Origin of the sequence: Actinomyces sp. ICM47 (genome assembly GCF_905369875.1) — a bacterium.
GTDB lineage: Bacteria > Actinomycetota > Actinomycetes > Actinomycetales > Actinomycetaceae > Pauljensenia.
The window spans coordinates 1-21103 of record NZ_CAJPJE010000001.1 but is presented as its reverse complement, the minus strand read 5'-3'; the positions used below and the strand labels follow the sequence as shown (position 1 = coordinate 21103).

At 66.3% G+C, this 21103-nt stretch carries 20 protein-coding genes, 1 tRNA gene and 1 pseudogene; 7 read left to right on the top strand and 15 right to left on the bottom strand.

Annotated elements, in window-relative coordinates; translation table 11 throughout:
- Window positions 1-80 precede the first annotated feature (80 nt).
- Both QZ149_RS00105 and QZ149_RS00100 read right to left on the bottom strand, forming a co-directional pair.
- The gene (locus QZ149_RS00105; RefSeq protein WP_291448406.1) at window positions 81-1406 is read right to left on the bottom strand and encodes a hypothetical protein; all 1326 of its coding nucleotides are present in this window, start codon (window positions 1404-1406) and stop codon (window positions 81-83) included.
- 89 nt (window positions 1407-1495) lie between these two features.
- Window positions 1496-2563 (bottom strand): 4-hydroxy-3-methylbut-2-enyl diphosphate reductase, encoded by a 1068-nt coding sequence (locus QZ149_RS00100; RefSeq protein WP_291448403.1) that lies wholly within the window; start codon window positions 2561-2563, stop codon window positions 1496-1498.
- A gap of 158 nt (window positions 2564-2721) precedes the next feature.
- Here QZ149_RS00100 and xseA point away from each other — a divergent pair, with 158 nt between their 5' ends.
- Genes xseA through QZ149_RS00085 form a run of 3 tightly spaced genes read left to right on the top strand, consistent with a single transcriptional unit; the run spans window position 2722 to window position 5290 of the window.
- The gene (xseA, locus tag QZ149_RS00095; RefSeq protein WP_291448401.1) at window positions 2722-4026 is read left to right on the top strand and encodes an exodeoxyribonuclease VII large subunit; all 1305 of its coding nucleotides are present in this window, start codon (window positions 2722-2724) and stop codon (window positions 4024-4026) included.
- Window positions 4027-4084: 58 nt separating this feature from the next.
- Window positions 4085-4315, top strand: coding sequence for an exodeoxyribonuclease VII small subunit (locus QZ149_RS00090; RefSeq protein WP_009648325.1), 231 nt, complete (start codon window positions 4085-4087; stop codon window positions 4313-4315).
- A gap of 42 nt (window positions 4316-4357) precedes the next feature.
- Window positions 4358-5290, top strand: coding sequence for a carbohydrate kinase (locus QZ149_RS00085; RefSeq protein ID WP_291448395.1), 933 nt, complete (start codon window positions 4358-4360; stop codon window positions 5288-5290).
- Window positions 5291-5374: 84 nt separating this feature from the next.
- On the opposite strand, the gene QZ149_RS00080 is transcribed toward QZ149_RS00085, so the two are convergent.
- Window positions 5375-6136, bottom strand: a complete 762-nt coding sequence (locus QZ149_RS00080; RefSeq protein ID WP_291448393.1) for an isoprenyl transferase — start codon at window positions 6134-6136, stop codon at window positions 5375-5377.
- Window positions 6137-6310: 174 nt separating this feature from the next.
- On the opposite strand from QZ149_RS00080, the gene QZ149_RS00075 reads away from it, so the two are divergent.
- Window positions 6311-6994 (top strand): hemolysin III family protein, encoded by a 684-nt coding sequence (locus QZ149_RS00075; protein WP_291448391.1) that lies wholly within the window; start codon window positions 6311-6313, stop codon window positions 6992-6994.
- 118 nt (window positions 6995-7112) lie between these two features.
- Window positions 7113-7592: a transcription elongation factor GreA gene (gene greA / locus QZ149_RS00070; protein ID WP_291448645.1), complete on the top strand. Its 480-nt coding sequence runs from the start codon at window positions 7113-7115 to the stop codon at window positions 7590-7592.
- Between the two features lie 100 nt (window positions 7593-7692).
- Here greA and QZ149_RS00065 read toward each other — a convergent pair whose 3' ends face one another.
- Complete coding sequence (locus tag QZ149_RS00065; protein WP_291448389.1) at window positions 7693-9198, bottom strand: AI-2E family transporter; 1506 nt, start codon at window positions 9196-9198, stop codon at window positions 7693-7695.
- A gap of 106 nt (window positions 9199-9304) precedes the next feature.
- Between QZ149_RS00065 and msrA the strand changes: the two genes are divergently transcribed.
- Window positions 9305-9931, top strand: coding sequence for a peptide-methionine (S)-S-oxide reductase MsrA (gene msrA / locus QZ149_RS00060; RefSeq protein ID WP_291448388.1), 627 nt, complete (start codon window positions 9305-9307; stop codon window positions 9929-9931).
- Window positions 9932-10002: 71 nt separating this feature from the next.
- On the opposite strand, the gene QZ149_RS00055 is transcribed toward msrA, so the two are convergent.
- Both QZ149_RS00055 and QZ149_RS00050 read right to left on the bottom strand, forming a co-directional pair.
- Window positions 10003-10401, bottom strand: a complete 399-nt coding sequence (locus QZ149_RS00055; RefSeq protein ID WP_291448386.1) for an FKBP-type peptidyl-prolyl cis-trans isomerase — start codon at window positions 10399-10401, stop codon at window positions 10003-10005.
- Window positions 10402-10446: 45 nt separating this feature from the next.
- Entirely contained in the window at window positions 10447-11442 is a 996-nt protein-coding gene (locus QZ149_RS00050) for a Bax inhibitor-1/YccA family protein (RefSeq protein ID WP_291448384.1), read from the bottom strand.
- Window positions 11443-11492: 50 nt separating this feature from the next.
- Between QZ149_RS00050 and QZ149_RS09955 the strand changes: the two are divergent.
- Window positions 11493-11594, top strand: a pseudogene (locus QZ149_RS09955) (hypothetical protein); the annotation flags it as partial.
- 3 nt (window positions 11595-11597) lie between these two features.
- On the opposite strand, the gene QZ149_RS00045 reads toward QZ149_RS09955, so the two are convergent.
- The 9 genes from QZ149_RS00045 to QZ149_RS00005 all read right to left on the bottom strand — a co-directional run.
- Window positions 11598-11671, bottom strand: a tRNA-Leu gene (locus QZ149_RS00045).
- 36 nt (window positions 11672-11707) lie between these two features.
- On the bottom strand, window positions 11708-12685 hold the full coding sequence (locus tag QZ149_RS00040) for an exopolyphosphatase (protein WP_291448381.1): 978 nt from the start codon (window positions 12683-12685) through the stop codon (window positions 11708-11710).
- A gap of 60 nt (window positions 12686-12745) precedes the next feature.
- The gene (locus QZ149_RS00035) at window positions 12746-13255 is read right to left on the bottom strand and encodes a DUF501 domain-containing protein (RefSeq protein ID WP_291448378.1); all 510 of its coding nucleotides are present in this window, start codon (window positions 13253-13255) and stop codon (window positions 12746-12748) included.
- Window positions 13252-14025, bottom strand: coding sequence for a septum formation initiator family protein (locus QZ149_RS00030; protein WP_291448375.1), 774 nt, complete (start codon window positions 14023-14025; stop codon window positions 13252-13254). The genes QZ149_RS00035 and QZ149_RS00030 overlap by 4 nt, the downstream gene beginning before the upstream one ends.
- Before the next feature lie 109 nt (window positions 14026-14134).
- Window positions 14135-15412 carry a phosphopyruvate hydratase gene (eno, locus tag QZ149_RS00025; RefSeq protein ID WP_016460196.1) on the bottom strand — a complete coding sequence of 426 codons (1278 nt, stop codon included), beginning with the start codon at window positions 15410-15412 and terminating at the stop codon, window positions 14135-14137.
- A gap of 180 nt (window positions 15413-15592) precedes the next feature.
- On the bottom strand, window positions 15593-16204 hold the full coding sequence (locus tag QZ149_RS00020; RefSeq protein WP_291448369.1) for a hypothetical protein: 612 nt from the start codon (window positions 16202-16204) through the stop codon (window positions 15593-15595).
- A gap of 60 nt (window positions 16205-16264) precedes the next feature.
- Window positions 16265-19843, bottom strand: a complete 3579-nt coding sequence (gene mfd, locus QZ149_RS00015; RefSeq protein ID WP_291448367.1) for a transcription-repair coupling factor — start codon at window positions 19841-19843, stop codon at window positions 16265-16267.
- 57 nt (window positions 19844-19900) lie between these two features.
- The gene (gene pth / locus QZ149_RS00010) at window positions 19901-20503 is read right to left on the bottom strand and encodes an aminoacyl-tRNA hydrolase (RefSeq protein ID WP_291448364.1); all 603 of its coding nucleotides are present in this window, start codon (window positions 20501-20503) and stop codon (window positions 19901-19903) included.
- On the bottom strand, window positions 20493-21103 hold a 611-nt coding region (locus QZ149_RS00005; protein WP_291448362.1), incomplete at its 5' end, for an SGNH/GDSL hydrolase family protein. The genes QZ149_RS00005 and pth, both read right to left, overlap by 11 nt.

The window sequence follows — 21103 nt, the reverse complement described above, 5'->3', positions numbered from 1 at the left end:
GCCCCCATCCTATCGGAGCAGGCCGGACGGCGTAGCACCCACGCGCTACGTCACGCCGACGCTCAGGGCAGCACACCGAGCTAGTCGCGCGGGTAGAAAGCCTTCATTTCCTCGAAGCTTCCGAGCTGGAGCCGCAGCCCGAGGAGTGTATCGACGCTAAGGGCGCGCTCTCCAACGCGGAAGAATCGCGTGTAGGCGAAATGACTGGTGGTGCGCCCCGCGAAGGCTGGCCCGACCATGTTTGTCAGCGTGGTACACAGCTGCCAGGCGGCGCCTGCCACCTGTTGGTCGTCGTTCCACTCCTCGCCTTCGGCGGGGGAGACGATGATCGCCCATTCGCCGTTGTGCTCGGGCTGGTAGGCCGCCCAATCAGTGCAGACGATGGCCTGCTTTGTCAGGTAGGTGCCGTTTTCCCCGCCCAGTCCGCGTGTCAGGAGGTCGGCGATGGGCGCGCCGCCCAGCCACTGCTGGACGAGCCACTGGAGCTGCTCGGTCGTCAGGCCTGCGCGCATGGGCGCGGGGTTGTCCCGCGTGGTACGAGGCCTGGCTTCCTCCTCAGCGTCGCCCGCGGCCAGTGCAACGGCGGTACGCAGGTCGTCGAAGGTCAGGCCGGGGCATCGGTTGTGCTCGGTGTCGGGGCCGAACTCGTCCCAGTTGTGTTCTTCCATCCACGCGATCTGTTGGAGCAGTTCGGGGGTTTCCCGTCCCGTCAGGCTTGTGGGGCCGATGCTGAAGCCGCGGGATTCCAGGAAGCGTACGTCGCGCAGCGGTGCCCCTTGCGCGAGGCCCGCGAGAATCCGCCCGATTCCCATCTGGAAGCCGGGCGGCAGCGTAACGGAGTCGCCGGTGACGTCGCTGGAGATTTGGACCCCGTCGACGGTGGCACGCACGGTGACGACGCCCAGGGCGGTGACGCTCATGTCCCACTGGTAGACGATCTGCGGACGCCACGCGGGTGGGAGTTTCGCCAGGTCGTGGGGCAAGGACCGGAAGACGGGATCGAAGACCTCGTCGAAGAGTTCCCAGTTGTAGCACAGGCATCCGCAGCGCTTAACCCAGGCGTCTTCCGGCGTTTCGGGGCCGAGAAGAATCGCCCAGTGGAAGGGCGTGTCCTGCATGAGGCCCCACTTAACCTCGCGGAACTCCTCGTCCTCGGCGTGCTCGGTATCCACGAAGCTCACCGACACCAGGGGCATATCGGGCCTGTCGCCGCCGCTAATCGCGAGCGTCCGCCCGCCAACCCGCCATCGCGCCTCGCTCCCGTGTCTGCCTCCGCCGACGATGACGGGGCGTGCGGGCGCGAGGAGGGCTGCTGCGTCCAGGAGGAACTGGTGGTAGTCCTCGAGCGTCAGGTCACGCCCAGCCAGGGCGGCGACAGAGTTGCTGACTCGTTCGATGGGATCCATGCACAACCTCCGCGTTGGCTCGACAATCGACGAATACTCGTCCTTGCAAGCCACTTTACCGCACTGTCAGACGGTCGGGGGTGGCGGTCTCAGCTGGTGTGGTCGGGTCCGGCGACGCGGAGTGCGTGGGGGCGAGCGGGTGCCATGCCGGCCTTCTTCAGGTCGGCGCGCAGGTCGCGGGGCAGCGCGAAGGTCGTCGATTCGGTCTCGGTACGGGCCACCTCGACGGTGGGGAATCCGCGGTTCTGCAGCCATTCGATGACGTCGCGCACGAGGATTTCGGGAACGGACGCGCCGGAGGTGAGACCCACAGTACGGGCACCCTCGAACCAGGACTCATCGAGTTCCTCCGCCTTGTCGACGCGGTACGCGGACCCCGCCCCGGCCTCGAGCGCGACCTCGACGAGACGCACCGAGTTCGAGGAGTTCGCCGAGCCGACTACGACCATGACATCCACCTGGGGCGCGATGAATTTCACGGCACCCTGGCGGTTCTGGGTGGCATAGCAGATGTCGTCCGACGGCGGGTCGATGAGCTGCGGGAAGCGCTGGCGCAGGCGGTCCACGGTCTCGCGGGTCTCGTCGACGGAGAGTGTGGTCTGGGAGATCCACACGACGCGCGAAGGGTCGCGCACGACAACGTTGTCGACCTCGTCGGGGGTGCCGACGACCTGGATGTGGCCGGGGGCCTCGCCGAAGGTGCCCTCGACTTCCTCGTGCCCCTGGTGGCCGACAAGGATGATGTCGTAGTCTTCCTTCGAGAAGCGCACGGCCTCGCGGTGCACCTTGGTCACCAGCGGGCAGGTCGCGTCGATCGTGGCAAGGTGGCGGGTGGCGGCGGCCTCGTGGACGGCCGGGGAGACGCCGTGCGCGGAGAAGACGACACGGGCGCCCTCGGGCACCTCGTCGGTTTCCTGGACGAAGATCGCGCCGCGCTTGGTCAGCGACTCGACGACGAACTTGTTGTGGACGATCTCTTTGCGCACGTACACGGGTGCGCCGTAGAGCTCGAGGGCTTTTTCGACGACGTCGACCGCGCGGTCCACGCCGGCGCAGTATCCGCGGGGGGCCGCAAGGAGAATGCGGCCGCTTCCCTCTCCGTGGGGGGCGGGCAGGGGGGTCTCGGCGCTGGCTCGCAGGTCGACGTTTTCATTCATGCGTCCACCCTAGCGCCCGGGGGCGAGAGCGTGCGCGGGGGCGTGGGAATCACACATTGTCACCTCCGGAACGAGGCCTGGGCACGCCCACGCTGCCGACTTCCCACACGCTTGTGGGCGGGGACGCAGACGGGGGCGGCGTGTGGCATCCTGTGGGAGTGACCTCGCCTTATGCCCCTTCCTCCCCCACAGCGGGGACCGCGCACGCTCCCGCGCGTCCGCCCGCTGCGAAAGCTGCCGACACGACGCGGGATAATCCGTGGCCGCTGCGCAGGCTGACGGAGAACATCAAGGTGTACGTGGACCGCATGAGTCCCCTGTGGGTGGAGGGCCAGGTCGTCGAGTACAAGGTGCGCCCGGGCGCGAAGATGCACTTTTTGACGCTGCGCGACCTGGAGACGGACACGTCGATGACGGTGACCGCGTGGGCGGGCATCATGGAATCCACGCCGCTCACCGAGGGTGCGCGCGTGGTGACGCGCGTGAAACCCGTGTTTTGGGAGCGCTCGGGCCGGCTCAACCTACAGGCGGCGGAGATTCACCTGCAGGGCGTGGGCGACCTGCTGGCCCAGATTGAGGCACTGCGTGCCCGCCTGGCCGCCGAGGGTCTGTTCTCGGATACGCGCAAGAAGCCGTTGCCGTTCCTGCCGCGCACGATTGGACTGATCTGCGGTCGGAGCGCGAAAGCGAAAGACGACGTGGTCGTCAACGCCTCGGATCGCTGGCCAGACGCACGCTTCGAGATCCGTGAGGTCGCCGTCCAGGGCGATCACTGTGTGCCCGAGGTGGGCCGAGCACTGCTCGAGCTGGACGCCATGGACGACGTGGACGTCATCGTGATCGCGCGCGGCGGCGGAGCGGTCGAGGACCTCCTCCCCTTCTCCGACGAACGCCTCGTGCGCGCGGTCGCGGATGCCCGCACCCCCGTCGTGTCCGCCATCGGCCACGAGGGCGACTCTCCCCTGCTGGACCTCGTCGCGGATTACCGCGCCTCAACCCCGACGGACGCGGCGCGCCGCATCGTGCCGGACCGCGCCCGCGAGCGCGACGGTGTCGCCCAGGCCGTCTCCCGCATGCGTGGAGCGTTGGCCGGTCGCCTCATGACGGAGCGATCTCACCTGTCGCTCCTGACATCGCGGCCGGTTCTCCAGGGACCGGGGGCCATCGTCGACGGGCATCGCGCGGCCCTCGACCAGCGCGTGACCGCGCTGCGCACGGCGGTCGAGCGCCGCCTGGCATCGGAGCGTCAGAGCCTGACCCGTGCACGCGCCACGCTGACTGCCCTGTCCCCACAGGCGACACTGGATCGCGGCTACGCGCTGCTGAAGACCCCGTCAGGCCAGCTCATCACCTCCTCGGCACAGGTGAAGAAGGGGGACCTCATCGAAGGCATCCTCGCGTCTGGCCGCATGGTCGCCCAGGTCGTGGGGGCCACCGCCCCCACTGCGCCAACCGAATCGTGACCCGGGACCTCAGCCCCAGCCTCGTCCCACCCGCCCATCAATCGTAAGGAAAAACACAATGACCCCGACCGATCAGCTTCCCGATCCCCAGTCCTTGGGATACGAGGCCGCGCGCGACGAATTGGTGCGTATTGTCCAGACACTTGAGAGTGGCCAAGCACCGTTGGAAGACACGCTGACACTCTGGGAGCGCGGGGAAGCGCTGGCAGCTCGCTGCTCACAAATCCTCGACGGGGCACAGTCTCGCCTGGCGGAGCGCACGGGGACGCAGGCGGTCGACGCCCGCTAGGCTGGTTTCTGGACGTTTTCGGACCGCAAGCGAGGAGACCAGATGACACAGCCCATCCCCCACGTGCTCGCAATCGGCGAAGCCCTCATCGATGTCATGATCACGCACGATCAGCCGGAATTCCCCGTGGAAATCCCGGGTGGATCCCCCGCGAACGTCGCGCTGACCCTCGGGCGGCTCGGACGGCCAGTTGAACTGGCGACGTGGATCGGCTCGGACGCGCGTGGACGCCTCATCGAGTTCCATATGGCCGACTCGGGCGTGCACATCACCGACGCCTCGCGCGGCGCTTCGCACACGTCGTCCGCGTTGGCGCACCTGGACGCAAACGGTGCGGCCTCCTACACCTTCGACTTGGAGTGGGCACCCACCGCCCCCATCGAGGTTCCCGAGACAGCTCAGATCCTTGAGGCCGGTTCCATTTCAGCGATCATTGAACCGGGCGCGTCGGCTGTCCTGGATGCGCTGGAGCGCGGACGCGAGCACGCACTCGTGTGCTTCGACCCGAACGCGCGCCCCTCGATCATGGGCGATCCTAAGACGGCGCTCGCCTCGATTGAGCGCTTCATCGCTCTGTCTGACGTCGTCAAGGTGTCGGACGAAGACATCGACTGGCTGACGGGCGGGGCTTCCATCGACGAGGTCGTGGAACGTTGGCTGGGCTTGGGTCCGTCGCTCGTGGTCGTCACGCGTGGCAAGCACGGTTGCCTGGTTGCCACGGCCTCGGGCCTGCGTTTCACGAAGACCCCGGGCGACGTCAAGGTCGTCGACACGGTCGGGGCGGGCGACTCCTTCATGGGCGGCATGATTGACGCTCTGTGGGGCATGGGACTGCGCGGCACAGGCGCACGCGAGGCGCTGCGCGGCCTCCCGGAGGAACAGGTGCGCGCCATCATCGACCGCGCCAGCGCCGTATCCGACGTGACCGTGTCACGCAGCGGTGCAAATCCGCCCTGGGCGCACGAACTCGCCTGAGCAGGTGCCGTCTGGCGCCTCCAGATTCACCAACGAGGCCGGGTCCCGTGATGGGATCCCGGCCTCGTTGGTTGGTGGGCGCGGCTACTTGCCCATGCGGCGCTCACGCTGGGCGTAGGAGCGCAGGGCGCGCAGGAAGTCGACGCGACGGAAGTCCGGCCAGTAGACCTCACAGAAGTAGTATTCGGAGTGCACGGACTGCCACAGCATGAAGCCGGAGAGACGCTGTTCTCCCGAGGTTCGGATGACGAGGTCGGGGTCGGGCTGATCCTTCGTGTACACGTGGGCGGTGATGTCCGCGTCGGTGAAAGAGTCGGCGAGTTCGTCAAGGGTGAGTCCCTTTGCCGAGGCCTCGTGCATCATGGCACGCACAGCCTCAGTGATCTCGTGGCGGCCACCGTAGCCGACCGCGACGTTGACGGTCATACCCTGCACGCTTGCGGTGCGTGCGACGGATGCACGCAGGTCCTCACTCACCTGCTCAGGCAGCAGAGCTAGGTCGCCGACGACGGCCAGCTTCCAGCGTCCCTGGTCCGCCAGGAGGGAGACGGCCTCGCAGATGATGCGCAGCAGCTCACCCAGCTCGCCCTCGTCGCGCGCCAGGTTGTCGGTAGACAGAAGCCACAGCGTGACGATGGAGACCCCAGCGTCCTCGGACCAATCGAGAAACTCGGCGATCTTGCCGGCTCCCGCGCGGTGTCCCTGCGAGGCGGTTGCCCCCAGCGACTTCGCCCAGCGCCGATTTCCATCCAGGATGACGCCGATGTGTTTGGGGACTGCTGCATCGGACAGCTCGGCTTTGAGGCGACGCTCGTACATGTCGTAGAGCACGTTCCACTGGCCCATGTCGTCTCTCCTTCGTGTCGCACAGGCCGAAGCGGCCTACTCTTATAACAGTAAGGGTATCGCGCCGTTCGTCACGGGGAAACAGAAATACTCTCGCAGTGCGAGAACAGGCCAAACCCCGGAATTAACGCCATAGTAACCTACGGTAGCGTAAGAAATTGATGAGGTGAAGAGATGAAAATCGCATCGCTCACGCCCAAGCAGTGGGCGTCCGGACAGCTCGTCCAAATCAAGCCGAAGCTGCGCGGCTGGCTCCACCTGGCAGCCGCCCCCCTGTCGCTGACCGCATCCATCGTGCTCGTGTGCTTGGCCCCCACGACCCCGACCAAAATCGGGTCGGCCGTCTATCTGGCATGCTCCCTCATTCTCTTCGGCGTCTCCGCGACCTACCACCGCTTCTACTGGGCCCCGCGCTGGGAGATCATGTGGAAGCGACTGGATCACTCCAACATCTTCCTACTCATCGCGGGCACGTACACGCCGCTGACCATCGCGCTCCTAAGCCGCTCCGACGCCACGATCCTCCTGTCCGTCGTCTGGGGAGGCGCGATCATCGGCATCCTCCTCAACCTCTTCTGGCCCACCGCACCGCGCTGGCTCAGCACCCTCGTGTACGTCGTCCTCGGCTGGGTCGCCGTCTGGTACCTGCCTCAGCTGTGGGCAGGAGGCGGCCCCGCCATCGTGTGGCTCATTGTCGCGGGCGGTGTCCTCTACACGCTGGGAGCTGTCGTCTACGGCGCGAAGAAACCCGACCCCTCCCCCACCTGGTTCGGCTTCCACGAGATCTTCCACGCCTTCACCGTCGCCGCGTGGGCCTGCCACTGCATCGCCGTCTACCTGGCAGTCCTAGGTTCCTAACGCGACGACCGTGCATGCCGACCGCGTCGTCATGCACATTGTTGCTACACTCAACACCGTGCGCGCCGACACCCACGTGTCGGCGCTCAATCGACTGACACACGTCAATGGAGGAACCATGGCCGACACTCAATGGCTTACGCAGGCCCAGTACGACCTGCTCGCGTACGAACTCAAGGAACGCATCGAGGTCAAGCGAGTCGAGATCGCACGCCTGATCGATGCAGCCCGCCAGGAAGGCGACCTGCGCGAGAACGGCGGCTACCACGCCGCGCGCAACGAGCAGTCCATGAACGAGACGCGCATCCAGGTCCTCCAGGAGATGCTCGAGCACGCCGAGGTTGGCGACACCCCCGCCGACGACGGCATCGTCGAACCTGGAATGGTTGTCACCGCCATCGTGGCCGGTCGCGAGCAGACGTTCCTGCTCGGCTCTCGCGACGCCGGAGGCGACCTGGGCATTCAGGTCTTCTCCGCGCAGGCACCCCTCGGTGCCGCCGTCATCGGTCACAAGGCAGGCGACAAGCTTTCCTTCGAGGCTCCCACCGGCCGCATGATCGACGTTGAGATCATCGAGGCCAAGCCTTTCGAAGGCTGAGCCTGCGCGCAGCGTTCGCGCTGCCGAGTGCTACATACGAAACGAGTGGGTCCCACCATCAGGTGGGACCCACTCGCGTCTCCGTATTCGAAAGGGAGGATCAGGCCTCCACGTGGGGCGTCGGGGGTTCACCCGACTTCTCCCCCGCAGATTCGGCAACCGCACCGGAGGGGGCGGGCGCCTCCCGCTCCACGCGAACCTCGGCGTGAGCGTCCACGGATGCCACGACCTCGTCCCCATCGGCCTCGAGGACCGACATGTAGGGACGCGTATCAGGCTTACCAGCGTACGTCGCGGCGATCTGCTTCTCGAGCGTTCCCGGGGGGCCTCCCGGCCGGTCCTGCGCCGTGGCCAACTCAGGCATTGGGTCGTAGCCGTGCAGGTACATGACCGTCGCGTTAATGAAGGCCGCAATCGGCACGGAGAAGACCGCGCCCGCGATGCCCGCGATCGCTGATCCCGCGGTGATAACCAGCATGACGGCCACGGGATGCAGGGACACCGCGTTCGACATCATGAAGGGCTGCAAGATGTTGGACTCGATCTGCTGGACGACCAGGATGATGATCAGCATGATGATCGCCTTCGACAGACCGCCGTTCAGCGCAGCAACCATCACCGCGATGACACCCGAGGTCAAGGCACCCAGAATCGGCACGAATGCCGCGAAGAACGTGATAACACCGATCGGGATGGCGAGGGGCACACCCAGAAAGAACGCGCCCAGTGCAATGCCGACCGCATCGATGGCCGCCACCTGGATCTGCGTACGAACGTAGGAGCCGAAGGTCGCCCAACCGCGGATCGCGCTCTCGTGGACGGGAACGCGCGCGGGAGCGGGCAGCAGGCGCACGCACCACAGCCAGATCGAGCGCCCTTCCCTCAGAAAGAAGAACAGACAGAAAAGCATCGTCAGGCCGGAGGTGGCCAGCGTGCCCACCGACGACGTGATGTTGAGAGCACCGGTCGCCAGCGTCTCCTTGTTCGTGTTGAGCCAGTTCATCACCTCACTGCGCATCTGGTCGGCCGCCTGGTTCAACATGGTCGTGTCGAGTTTGAGCGGGCCATTCTTCAGGTAGTCGTTGGTCGAGATCATCTGGATGAGGGTGCCAAAGCCCTCTGCAGCCTGCACGGCCAGCTGTGGGACCTGCTGGATGAGCTCGGCAGCTGCCTGACTCAGCGCCCCGGCAACGGCGAAGAAGAAAACGAGGAGGCCGACGGCTGCGGCCAGGGACGAGGGGAAGTGCAGCTTGCGCCGCATCCATGAAACGAGGGGTTCGAGCAACACGGCGAGAGTCAAGGCAATCGCGACCGGCATGATGACAAGCGTGAGCCAGGCGGCGGCCCACAGGACAGCGGTGACCAACCCGACGACGACGAGCGTGCGCCACGAGAAGGCCGCGGCCACGCGCAGGGTACGCGGCACCAAGGCGGAGGCATCAAGTTCATCGTAGTTTTCCTCGCGCACCGAGAGAACCACGGGGGCGGGAGCATGCATCTCGCCGGAGAATGCTCCTCTTCCGACATTCTTCGCGGGTAGCGCTGCGTTCAGCCGCCCCATCAGGTCCGACAGATTCCAGCGCGGTCGTTTAGGTGCTGTAGCCACTGGTTCTCCTTTTCTCACGCCCCAAGACTACCCGCGCCTGTCACTTTTTCCCGTCTTTACGCGCTCATCGGGCGCATGTGGGGGTGGCGGTGGTCAAATGTGAGACATGGATACTTTCTTTCGTCTGGCACGGACGGGGGTCCGTTCCTCCGTACACGCCGTGTTTGGGACGCCTCTCATTGACGAGGCCGGGGCCGGCCAGGAGGTTATCTTCCTGGCCGCGGGGTGCTTCTGGGGTGTCGAGAAGGCACTGTGGAATGCGCCCGGTGTCGTCTCGACGGCGGTGGGCTACATGGGCGGGCACTTCCCCGATCCGTCCTACCGGCAGGTGTGTTCGCATTCGACGGGCCACGCGGAGACGGTGCGCGCCGTCTTCGATACGTCGGTGACCAGCGCGGTCAACCTGATCCGTCTCTTTTTCGAGATTCGCGACCCCACGCAGGTGGGCGGCCAGGGCAACGACATCGGCGACCAGTATCGCTCGCAGATCTGGACGACCACGCCTGACCAGCTGCGCGTCGGACAGGCCCTGCGCGAGGCCTACCAGGAGGTGCTTAGTGCGCGCGGCTTCGGCCCGATCCAGACGGTGATATCTCCGGCTCCTTCGCCCGAGTCGAACGCCCGCTTCTGGATAGCCGAGGAGTACCACCAGCAGTACCTGGTGAAGAATCCTGGCGGCTACGAGTGCCACGCTCGCACCGGGGTTGCCTGCCCGGCGCTTCCCCACGAGTAATTGGAGGACGCTTCACGCACGCGGGGCGGGCCAGCACATCAGTGCTGGCCCGCCCCGTTTGTCAACTGCGATTAGTTCACGCCGAGGATGTCCGTGACGAACACGAGGGTCGCGCCGCCGGGGATGCCGGCCTGCGGGACGCCGCGCGCGCCGTAGCCAAGCTCAGCGGGGATGGACAGCAGGACGCGGTCACCCACGCGCTTGCCGACCAGGCCCTCGTCCCAGCCGGGAATGACCATACCCACGCCGATCTGGAAAGACAGGGCACCGCCGCGATCAAAGGAGTTGTCAAAGTCAGTGGCGGAGCCGAAGACCGCACCGTAGTAGTGGCAGGTAATCGTGTCGCCGGCCTCGACCACCTGGCCGTCGCCCGCGCGCAGGACCTCAACGACGAGTTCGTCGGAGGGGGTGCCCTCAAAAGCGAGGGCGGGCTTGCGGCCGAATTCGCCGGTGACAAAAATGTTCTCCATGGTGTCTTTCCTTGTTGGGGTAGGGGTCGCTGAGAGGGATAGCCGTCAGTCGCGGCGCATGAAGTAGGACAGGAGCTTGAGGATCTCGAGGTAGATCCAGATGACGTCCGTCATGATCGCGAAGGTGCACAGCCACGAGTACTTGACGGGCACGCCGGTGTTCACGCCAACCTTGACGGCGTCGAAGTCGCGAACGAGGCATAGGACGCCGATGATAATCGCGATCACGCCGATGATGACCCCGAGCGGAATGAAGCCGAACACCTTGTAGTTGTTGACGGCCGTCATGTCAACCGCGCCCGAACGAGACAGGACAAGGCTGATCATGTAGTAGAAGAAGAACGAGATCGAGCCGATGGTCGCAATGCGAGTAACCGCGCCCGAGTTGCGGATAAAGCCGAAGCTGAAGGCCCCCAGCGTCACGCCGATAACAACGAGGGTCGCCAGGACAGCGGTCACCACGATGCCCGGATACACGATCTCGAAGAAGCAGGACAGCGCACCAAGCACCACGCCCTCAATGAGCGAGTAGGCAATGATTGCGCCGGGGCGCACCTTCTTCGAGAACTGGACGAACAGGCCGAGGCCCAGGGTCACGAGGCAGCCGACGAACATGCTGGTCACCGCGATGAAGGGCGACGCGAGACCCATCATCCAGCCGACGGTCGCACCTGCCAGGAGCAGGCCGAAGCAGATGAGGGACTTGACCACGACGTCGTCGTAGGTCATGCGACCGCGATCCACCGCATCGGCGGCGGGAGCGGTCATCATCGCCTCATAGGAGGCCATCGGATCACCGTACGCTCCCTGCTGCTGGCCGTAGGCCTGCGGATCGCCGTAACCGGTCGGCTGACCGTACGCCGGAGCCTGCTGGGCCGCGTACGGGTTCGCCTGTCCGGCGTACGGGTTCGCCTGTCCGGCGTACGGGTTGGGAGCCTGCTGCGAGGCGGGCTGGTAGCCGGGCATGGTCGGGTATCCGGCGGGGGTTGTCTGCTGGGTGGACCAGTCTTTGACGATTGAGTTCATCACCGGGTTGGCCATATTTCCTCCTTGTTCAGTGATGTGTTGCCTCTAGTCTCGCACGGAGGCACGCACGGAGGGAAACGTACCGTTATGCGTACAACGAAACTGGCCTCCGCCTGGGACGCGCGCACGCGCAAGGAGCCACGGCCTCGTCCATGAGGCGCACGTGACAGTACCCCCGGTGGGACTCGAACCCACAACACACCGATTTTAAGTCGGTTGCCTCTGCCAATTGGGCCACGGGGGCGGGACGCTACCAGCCTACGGGAGGCTGGCACGCGCATCAAGCCTGGTCGACCATCGCCATCGCGATACCGTCGAGGATGTCGTGCTCGGAGGTGATGATGTCGTTGATAGGGTGCCCGGCCGCCTCCGCGCGCGCGAGGACGCGGATCACGATCCGGCTCCAAATGAGCGCGCCGGCGGCGATGACGTCCTCGCGGCCCTCGGGCATGAAGCCCAGGGATGCTTTGACGGAGGTCGGCTGGTCGACCATGAAGCGCACGGCCTGGTCGAACTGGGCGGCGCTCAGGCGGGCACCGTGAATGCGCTCGGGCTGGTAGGAGGTCAGGCCCAGGGCCTGCGCGGTCAGCGTCGTGACGGTCCCGGCGACCCCCACGAGGGAGCGCACGCGCGCAAGGTCCACTGCCTTCTCGGCACCGTCCAGCTGCTCATCGATCCATGCGATCGCGCGAGCCTGGTCCTCGGCAGGCACGCCTCCGGACGGATCCACGTGGGCGAAAAACTTCTCCGTGACGCGCACGGCACCCATGTCGATGGAGATCGCCTGCTTGACGCTCGTCGACCCCAGCACCAGCTCGGTTGAGCCTCCGCCGATGTCGACGACCAGCATGGGTGTGCGCGCGGCGCCCCCCAGCCCGCCGACGGCACCGCGGAAAGACAGCGAGGCCTCCTCCGTGCCGACGATAACCTCGGGTTCGACGCCGATGACGGCCTTGATCTGGCGGACGAATTCGGCGCTGTTAGAGGCATCGCGCGTCGCCGACGTCGCAACGAAGCGGGTGCGCGTCGCACCAAGTTTCTCGATCATCCGTTGGTATTCGATGGTGGCTTCCACGGTCCGCGAAATCGCGCCCGGGTCCAGGTAGCCGCGCGCGTCCACCCCCTTACCCAGGCGCACGATACGCATCTGGCGCGTCAAGTCGGCGAGGCGGGTGCGACCGTCCTCACCGACGGTAGCGTCGGCGACGAGCAGTCGGATTGAGTTTGTTCCACAGTCAATGGCAGCTACGCGGGTCATCGCTTCGTTTCTCGTGTATGTCGTCCCGGACGAGGCCGGGGCTAGCTTCGGTGGGCGCGGTCAGCAGGAGCAGCGCGCGGTCGAAAAGAGACCGCGTTCCTCCAGCATTGCGAGTGCCCGGTCTCCGATGGGATTCACGCCGGGACCCGCGGCCAGGGAATGGCCGACGAGGGCGTGCAGGCACTTGACGCGCGTGGGCATGCCGCCGGCGCTGACGCCGAAAATCTCGGGGACGTCGCCCAGGGTCAGGCGCGCGTCGATGTAGGCCTGGTGGGCGCGCGCGTAAGCAGCTCGCAGCTCCTCGTCGGCGGCGAGTTCCTCGTTGAGGGTCTCCATGACGTGCTCGGCCTCAAGCGTCGAGGCACCCTTGACGGCGGCCGGGTGGGTCAGGTAGTAGGTCGTGGGGAACGGAGTCCCGTCGGGCAGGCGCGGAGCCGTTGCGACGACCGTGGGACGCCCGCACACGCAGCGCGCGGCGATACCGACGACGCCTCGGGGCACGCGGCCCAGCTGGTCGCGCAGGACCTCAAGGTCCGCTTCGGTGGCGTCCATGGTGTTAACGAGGCTCATTCTTCGCTTTCTTCGCCGGTGGTGTTCTCCTGACCCGACTCGCCGGTATCAGCAGACGGGATGGGATTCGAGGTGGGCGGCTGGTCCGCCTTCCCCACTAGGATAGCGACCTGCTGCACCCAGGGGCGTGCGGGTCCGGTGCGCGTCGCCGCAGCAGCCATGGCGGAGTCCTGATATTGCGGCCCCGGATCAACCACCGTGTATTGAGTTTCACCCGGACGCACGTATCCCAGGCGTTCGCGTGCCTGCGTCGAGATGTAATCGGGATCGTTCCACAGGTCAAGCTGACGCTGCATGTCAGCGTTCTTCTTCTGCTGCTCAGCGACCTGTGACTTGATCTGCACGAGTTCGCGTTCCTGCTGCCACCACTGGAAGAGGCTGGGCACGAGCATAACCGAGAGGATCGCCGCGACGACGATGACGACGACAAGTCGCGTGGACACGTCCAAGCCGCCGATCGATAGGATGTTGCCATTCTCGCGCGGCGTTCGCTTCGCGCCGCGTTCACGAGTGCGTGCGGCCAGTCGCTCACGGGCCGAGGACGCGGTTGCCTTCGCGGAATCCGACTGAGTACGCCCGGCTTTCTTGCGATCCGCTTTGCTGGCTTTCTTCTTTCCCCGCGCCGAGGCCTCGTCTTTCTTTGCGGCCTGTGCGGCAGCCCGGCGCTGACGTGACTTTTCCGCGTTGATCTCGCGCGTCGAACGCGCACCGTCAGAGGAGGATGCGCGACGGCGCGGGGATGGGCGGGAGGAGGGACGACGACTAGCCATTCTTCTATCGTGCCCTATCGGGGCGATTTTGGCCTGGTTCCACGCCGTGAAAAAACTCCGCGCGGACCCTTGCGGACCCGCGCGGAGCTATGCGGCTAGTTGCCTAGGCTCACTTGAAGCGAGGGAAGGCAGAGCGGCCGGCGTAGACGGCGGCCTCGCCCAGCTGTTCCTCGATGCGCAGCAGCTGGTTGTACTTGGCGACGCGCTCGGAGCGAGCGGGAGCACCGGTCTTGATCTGGCCGGAGTTGGTGGCGACGGCCAGGTCTGCGATGGTGGTGTCCTCGGTCTCGCCGGAGCGGTGCGAGGTCATCGAACGGTAGCCGTTGCGGTGCGCTTCCTCGACGGCGTCGAGGGTCTCGGTCAGCGAACCGATCTGGTTCACCTTCACGAGCAGCGCGTTCGCAGCACCCAGCTCAATGCCCTTCTTCAGGCGGGCGGGGTTGGTAACGAACAGGTCGTCGCCGACCAGCTGGACGCGGCCACCGATCTCGGCGGTCAGGGCCTTCCAAGCATCCCACTCGTCCTCATCCAGCGGATCCTCGATGGAAACCAGCGGGTAGTTCGAGATGAGCTTCTCGTAGTACTCAACCATGTACTCGGTCGAGCGGCCTTCACCCTCGAACTGGTACAGGCCGTCCTTGAAGAACTCGGAGGAGGCGACGTCCAGGGCCAGGGCAACGTCCTCGCCCGGCTTGAAGCCAGCCTTCTCGATCGCGGAGACGATCAGGTCGAGGGCCTCAGCGTTGGAGTCCAGGTTGGGGGCGAAGCCGCCCTCGTCGCCCAGACCGGTGGACAGACCGCGGTCCTTCACGACGCCCTTGAGCGTGTGGTAGACCTCGGCGCCCCAGCGCAGGGCCTCACGGAAGGAGGGAGCGCCGAGGGGGGCGATCATGAACTCCTGGATGTCAACGTTGGAGTCCGCGTGGGAGCCACCGTTGAGGATGTTCATCATGGGGACGGGCAGGACGTGAGCGTTGGGGCCGCCCAGGTACTTGTACAGGGGCAGGTCCGCGTACTTCGCGGCGGCCTTGGCGACGGCGAGGGAGACGCCGAGGATGGCGTTCGCGCCGAGCTTGCCCTTGTTGGGGGTGCCGTCCAGGTCGATCATGGCCTGATCGATGTAGCGCTGATCGTCAGCTTCCTCGCCGATGAGCTCGGGGGCGATCTGCTCGACGACGGCGTCAACAGCGTCCTGGACGCCCTTGCCGAGGTAGCGGCCCTTGTCGCCATCGCGACGCTCGACGGCCTCGAACGCGCCGGTGGACGCGCCGGAGGGAACGGACGCGCGCGCAGCGGTGCCGTCCTCAAGGACGACCTCGACCTCAACGGTCGGGTTACCGCGCGAGTCGAGGATCTCGCGTGCACCAATGCCTTCAATAACTGCCACGTCATTCTCCAATCGATGTTGTTGCGTGGAAGCGGTCAGTACAACGGTAATACGGACCGCCATGTGTGGTCACCCCCGATGAGGCGACGTCTTATTGTTTGGAGCGAAACGCTCCTACGCGCGACGCCGGACAAGCGACATTAGTCCCCCGCCTACTGTGAGCGAGCACTCACACGTGCGTCACTGCGTCTTAGGGCCATTCGTTCCCCCGCCCATCAGCGAGGACACGTCGGGGTCCTTCGGAGCGGCGACTGTGTCTCCGTACAATGGGACCTCCGGTCTGTTGGTTCCGCCGAGGGAAGGCTGAACGAAGCGCGGGTTGAGGATGGCACCGGAACTCTTCTGAGCCTGCTCCAGGGCGGCGGATGCGATCTTTCCAGCCGCCGGATCGACCTGAACCTGCGCGTTGATAAGCTGGCTGATCGTTTCAGATTCGAAGACGGCGCGGGTCGCACGCCCCATTGTGGCGGGTACGACACCTCCAGCCTGTGCGACATCCTGCGCGATCACCGTATCAACCTGTTCGTCGGTGACGGTAATGCCCACGCTGGCACCTGCGGCGGCCAGGGCTTCACTATTCATCAGACTCGTGCGGATCCCATACTCGGTATCCACCGACTTCGTGAGCTTCATGTCGAACAGCTCCTGGGCAGCTTCCTTGATTTCCGCGTTGGAGTATGTGACTCCCGACGAGGTGATGACGGCAGCGCCGGGATGGGCGGAACACGCCCCCATTCCCAGTCCTGCGGCCACAATCAGGGCGGTGGATGCCAGCTGGCGTGTGTAGCGCACGAGCGTTCCTTCCTCAGATGTGTTGCGACGCAATAGGACCAGTGTATTCCACCACAGGCACTACTCGCCAAAAGGTACGAGGATCTTGGTCACCAGCGTCTCCACCCACTCCAGGAGCGGGCCATCGGTGAGCGTCGACCCGCCGACGCGTGAGGTGAGCGGGAGCGGCACGAGGACCTGGCGGACAGCAGCCTTGATGACTGTGCCCGGATGCAGGCGTTTGAGGCGCATGACCTGGGAGTCGCGCAGCTCGACGGGCGAGACGCGCAGGTACTTGCCCTGAGTGACAATCTCCGTAATCCCCGCGCGGCGCACGGTCTCGCGCAGGCAGGCAACCGCGAAGAGCAGGTCGACCTGGGGAGGAATCGGGCCGTAGCGGTCGACGAGTTCCTCGCGCACGTCCTTCTCCTGCTCGGGGGTGGTCGTGGCCGCGATCTTGGCGTAGACCTCAAGGCGCAGGCGTTCGCCGCGCACGTATCCCTCGGGAATGTGCGCATCCACCTGCAGGTCCATGCGCACGTCCGCCTTTTCCGCGGGTGCATCGCCACGGTAGGCGGCCACGGCGTCAGAGACCATGCGCACGTACAGGTCGAATCCGACGCCTTCGACGTGGCCGGACTGGGCGCCACCCAGGAGGTTGCCGGCACCTCGGATCTCGAGGTCGCGCTGGGCCACTGCCAAGCCCGCGCCCAGCTCGGTGTTCGCCGCGATTGTTTTCAGGCGCTCGTGCGCGGTCTCGCTCAGGGCCTTATCACCCGGGTAGAAGAAGTACGCGTAGGCGCGTTCGCGGCCTCGTCCGACGCGCCCGCGCAGCTGGTGGAGCTGGGAGAGGCCGAAGGCGTCAGCGCGGTCAACGATGAGCGTGTTCGCGTTGGAGATATCCAGGCCAGTTTCGACGATGGTCGTACACACGAGGACGTCGAACTCGTGGTTCCAGAAGTCCTGGATGACGGCCTCAAGCTGGTGTTCGTTCATCTTGCCGTGGGCGGTGCGCACGCGCGCCTCGGGGACCAGCTCAGAGATATGAGCGGCGACCGAGGAGATCGAGTCGACGCGGTTGTGCACGTAGAACACCTGCCCATCGCGCAGCAGCTCGCGCCGGATCGCGGCGCTGACCTGGGCGTCCGTGTAGGCACCGACGAAGGTCAGGACGGGCTGGCGTTCTTCGGGCGGGGTCTGGAGGATCGACATCTCGCGGATACCTGAGATCGCCATCTCGAGGGTGCGTGGGATGGGGGTGGCGGACATGGATAGAACGTCCACGTCGGTGCGCAGGGCTTTGAGGGTTTCCTTGTGTTCGACGCCGAAGCGCTGTTCCTCGTCGATGATGACCAGGCCGAGCTTCTTGAAGGAGACGGTGCCGGTCAGCAGGGAGTGCGTGCCGATGACCAGGTCGATTTCGCCCGAGGCCAGCCCCGCCTTGACCTCCTCGGTCTCCTTCGGGGTGGAGAAGCGCGAGAGGGTACCGATGTGCACGGGAAAACCGGCGTAGCGTTCGGCGAAGGTCTCCGCGTGCTGGGTGACCAGCAGGGTCGTGGGCACGAGGACCGCAACCTGGTAGCCGTCCTGGATGGCCTTAAAGGCGGCGCGCACGGCGATTTCGGTCTTTCCGTAGCCGACGTCGCCGGTGAGCAGGCGGTCCATGGGGACGGGTTTTTCCATGTCGGCCTTGACCTCGTCGATGGTGACGAGCTGGTCGGGTGTCTCGACGTACGGGAAGGCGTCCTCGAGTTCGCGCTGCCAGGGCGTGTCGGGTCCGAAGGCGTGACCCTTGGTCTGCTGGCGCACGGCGTACAGGCGGATGAGTTCCTTGGCGACCTCGTTGACGGCCTTCTTCGCGCGGGCCTTGGTCTTCGCCCAGTCAGCCCCGCCCATCTTGGTGAGGGAGGGTTCGTCGGATCCCGTGTACTTGGAGATCTGGTCCAGCGCGTCGGTGGGCACGAAGAGCCGGTCGGCGGGCTGGCCACGCTTGGAGGGCGCGTATTCGATGACCAGGTAGTCGCGCGTGGAGGCCGCGTCCCCACGCCCGATCGTGCGGGAGACCAGCTCGATGAAACGCCCGATGCCGTGCTGGTCGTGGACAATGTAGTCCCCGGGGTGCAGGGTCAGGGGGTCGACACCCTTGCGCCTGCGCGAGGGCATGCGCCGCATGTCGCGCGTGGTGGCTCCGACGCGACCGGTCAGGTCTCCCTCGGTGAGGATCGCGAGTTTCAGGTGGGGCGCGACGAAGCCGACGCCGGCCTGCGCGGTCGTGATGGTGACGAGGCAGGGGTCGGGCCTCGCTTCCACGCTGTCCGCGAGCGCGGCCGGGCACGAGGCATCGGTGAGGATAGATCGGATGCGTCGGCCGGGGCCGGGGCCTTCGGTGGTAACGACGATGCGCCAGCCGTCTCTGGCCAGGTCGGTGAGGTCGGCGGCGGCGCGGGCGAAGTCTCCGCGGTAGGGGTGCACGTCGCGGGCTCCCACGCGCATGAGGGTGGGTGAGACGACGACGGGCGCGGGGCCGTCCGCTGAGGGCGAGTCGGCCTCGTCGATGGCGGAGGCGAGGTCGGCGGGCGGCAGGTCGGTGAGCTCCCACCAGGGCCGCGTCCCGCTCCCCCACAGGTCTCCCAGGTCGAGGAACGAGGCCTTGGAGGCCTCGAGGGGGGTGTCGGCTCCCCCGGCTGCGGCGCTCCACGCGGCGGCAAGGAATTCCTCGGTCGTGGCGACGAGGTCGGCGGCGCGAGCACGGATGCGTTCGGGGTCGGAGGCGAGGACCGCTGAGCCTGCGGGCAGCAGGTCGAGGAGGGAGTCCATGCCGGACACCAGGATGGGGGCCAGGGATTCGATGCCGGGGGCCGCGATTCCTTCGGCGGCGAGGCTGAGCATCTCGGCGGCACCGGGCAGGCGGTCGGCGGCCTCGCGGGCGCGGGCACGCACAGCCTGCGTGAGGAGCAGTTCGCGGCAGGGTACAGCCCACACTCCGTCGGCGGCCTCGCCGAGGGTTCGCTGGTCGGAGACGGAGAAGGCACGGATGTCGTCAACTTCGTCGCCCCACAGCTCCACGCGCAGGGGGTGGGGTTCCTGGGGCGGGAAGACGTCGAGGATGCCGCCGCGCACGCTCATCTGGCCGCGTCCTTCGACCATGTCGACACGCTCGTAGCCGAGCTCGGCCAGTCGGTTTGTGACGTCCGTGAGGTCCAGGATATCGCCGGTGCGCACGCGCACGGGTTCGAGGTCTGCCAGGCCGGAGATAATCGGCTGGAGGAACGCGCGAATGGGGACGACGAGGACCGAGATCGGACCCGCACTCTCGTCTCCGGCCACCGGGTGAACGAGGCGGCGCAGGACGGCGATGCGGCGCGCCATCGTGTCAACCTGGGGCGAGAGACGCTCGTGGGGCAGGGTCTCCCACGCGGGCAGCATCGCGACACCCGGGATCCACGAGGCCAGGGCGTTGGTCAGCGTCTCGGCGTCGCGCCCGGTGGCGGTGAGGACCACGAGCGGCGTTGCCGCGCGCGTGGCGACAGCTGCGAGGAGGGGCGGTCGGATACCGACAGGGGCGACGATTGTGCCCGAGCGGCCCGCCTCGATGGAGTCGGTGGCCGTCTCGATCGCGGGATCGGTAGAAATGTCCGGGAGGAGTCCGGTAAGTAGCACGCGCTGCCTTTCGCGGTGAGGGTACGCGGTGGTGCCCAACGTGGGGCACCACCTTGTTCAGGACCCGGTGTGCAGGGCCATCTGGGTGGAGGCAAAACCCTTGGTCGCGATGTCTTCGACGACGTCAGCTGCCTGCTCGAAGGTCACGTCCCAGTCGGGGCGTTCCTTGGAGGGCAGGGCGGCCAGCACATAGTCAGCGGGATCCATGCGCCCCGGGGGACGCCCGACGCCGATGCGCAGGCGCGCGTAATCACGGGTATGCAGGTGCTGCGTGAGGGACTTCAGGCCGTTGTGGCCGCCCTCTCCCCCGCCGACCTTCAGGCGCAGGGTGTGTGCGGGCAGGTCCATGTCGTCGTGAATGACGAGAATACGAGCCGGGGGGACCTTCAGGAAGGAGGCGAGCACGCTGATCGGGCCGCCCGAGGTGTTCATGTAGCTGTCCGCGCGCGCGAGAATCACGCGGGGGCCGGGCACGCCACCCGGGCCGATCCCGAGGCGCACGTCGGCAGTGTGCGTACGCGAGCGGTGCGATGTCAAAGTCGCACCGCCACGCGCAGCCAGCACGTCAAGGGTCAAATACCCGACGTTGTGTCGAGTGGAGGCATACTGCGCGCCGGGGTTACCCAACCCGACGACGAGCCACGGTCCGTCAGTCGTCATACTCCGATTGTGCCACCCGCGCCGAGAGCATGTCCCACTGGGGAGCGTCCTCAACGACGGGGGCTGGCTCACGTCGGGACTCGGCCCACGCGTCGGCGAAGAGCTGCGCCCACTTGGCGTAGGCGGCCGAATTGGGATGGAAGAAGTCCGCCGCGTGGTAGGCGAACGTGTACGTCGGCAGCGAGTATTCCTGGGTGAGAGAACGCAGGTCGACCAGGTGTGCGTCGGAGTCCTCGACAGCGGCGCGGATGCGGTCGGACATGTCCTGCGCGCGGCTCTCCTGCGGCATGATGCCAAACGACGGGATCGTGGAGACGAGGGCACCGGACGGCAGCGCAGCCAGGATCCGACGCAGACGCTCCTCGAACTGGCCGGGGGCCATATCCTCGGCCATCACGTCGTTACCACCGATAGTCAGCGTCACCAGGTCGGGGCGGTAGGGGCCGTCCAGCAGACCCAAGCCACGCATCTGCGGGAGCTGGGTGAGTTCCACGGATTCGATGGTGGCACCCGACAGGGACAGGTTAAGCAGCAGAACCCCGCGATCCATCTGCTGCGTAATCGCCGAGGCCAGGCGCGCCGGATAGGACTCGGTGACGC

Excerpts from the sequence above, each read along its gene's own strand:
- QZ149_RS00105 (WP_291448406.1), bottom strand. The coding sequence starts at position 1,406 with ATGGATCCCATCGAACGAGTCAGCAACTCTGTCGCCGCCCTGGCTGGG.
- QZ149_RS00100 (WP_291448403.1), bottom strand. The coding sequence starts at position 2,563 with ATGAATGAAAACGTCGACCTGCGAGCCAGCGCCGAGACCCCCCTGCCC.
- QZ149_RS00090 (WP_009648325.1), top strand. The coding sequence starts at position 4,085 with ATGACCCCGACCGATCAGCTTCCCGATCCCCAGTCCTTGGGATACGAG.
- QZ149_RS00085 (WP_291448395.1), top strand. The coding sequence starts at position 4,358 with ATGACACAGCCCATCCCCCACGTGCTCGCAATCGGCGAAGCCCTCATC.
- QZ149_RS00080 (WP_291448393.1), bottom strand. The coding sequence starts at position 6,136 with ATGGGCCAGTGGAACGTGCTCTACGACATGTACGAGCGTCGCCTCAAA.
- QZ149_RS00075 (WP_291448391.1), top strand. The coding sequence starts at position 6,311 with ATGAAAATCGCATCGCTCACGCCCAAGCAGTGGGCGTCCGGACAGCTC.
- greA (WP_291448645.1), top strand. The coding sequence starts at position 7,113 with ATGGCCGACACTCAATGGCTTACGCAGGCCCAGTACGACCTGCTCGCG.
- msrA (WP_291448388.1), top strand. The coding sequence starts at position 9,305 with ATGGATACTTTCTTTCGTCTGGCACGGACGGGGGTCCGTTCCTCCGTA.
- QZ149_RS00055 (WP_291448386.1), bottom strand. The coding sequence starts at position 10,401 with ATGGAGAACATTTTTGTCACCGGCGAATTCGGCCGCAAGCCCGCCCTC.
- QZ149_RS00050 (WP_291448384.1), bottom strand. The coding sequence starts at position 11,442 with ATGGCCAACCCGGTGATGAACTCAATCGTCAAAGACTGGTCCACCCAG.
- QZ149_RS00040 (WP_291448381.1), bottom strand. The coding sequence starts at position 12,685 with ATGACCCGCGTAGCTGCCATTGACTGTGGAACAAACTCAATCCGACTG.
- QZ149_RS00035 (WP_291448378.1), bottom strand. The coding sequence starts at position 13,255 with ATGAGCCTCGTTAACACCATGGACGCCACCGAAGCGGACCTTGAGGTC.
- QZ149_RS00030 (WP_291448375.1), bottom strand. The coding sequence starts at position 14,025 with ATGGCTAGTCGTCGTCCCTCCTCCCGCCCATCCCCGCGCCGTCGCGCA.
- pth (WP_291448364.1), bottom strand. The coding sequence starts at position 20,503 with ATGACGACTGACGGACCGTGGCTCGTCGTCGGGTTGGGTAACCCCGGC.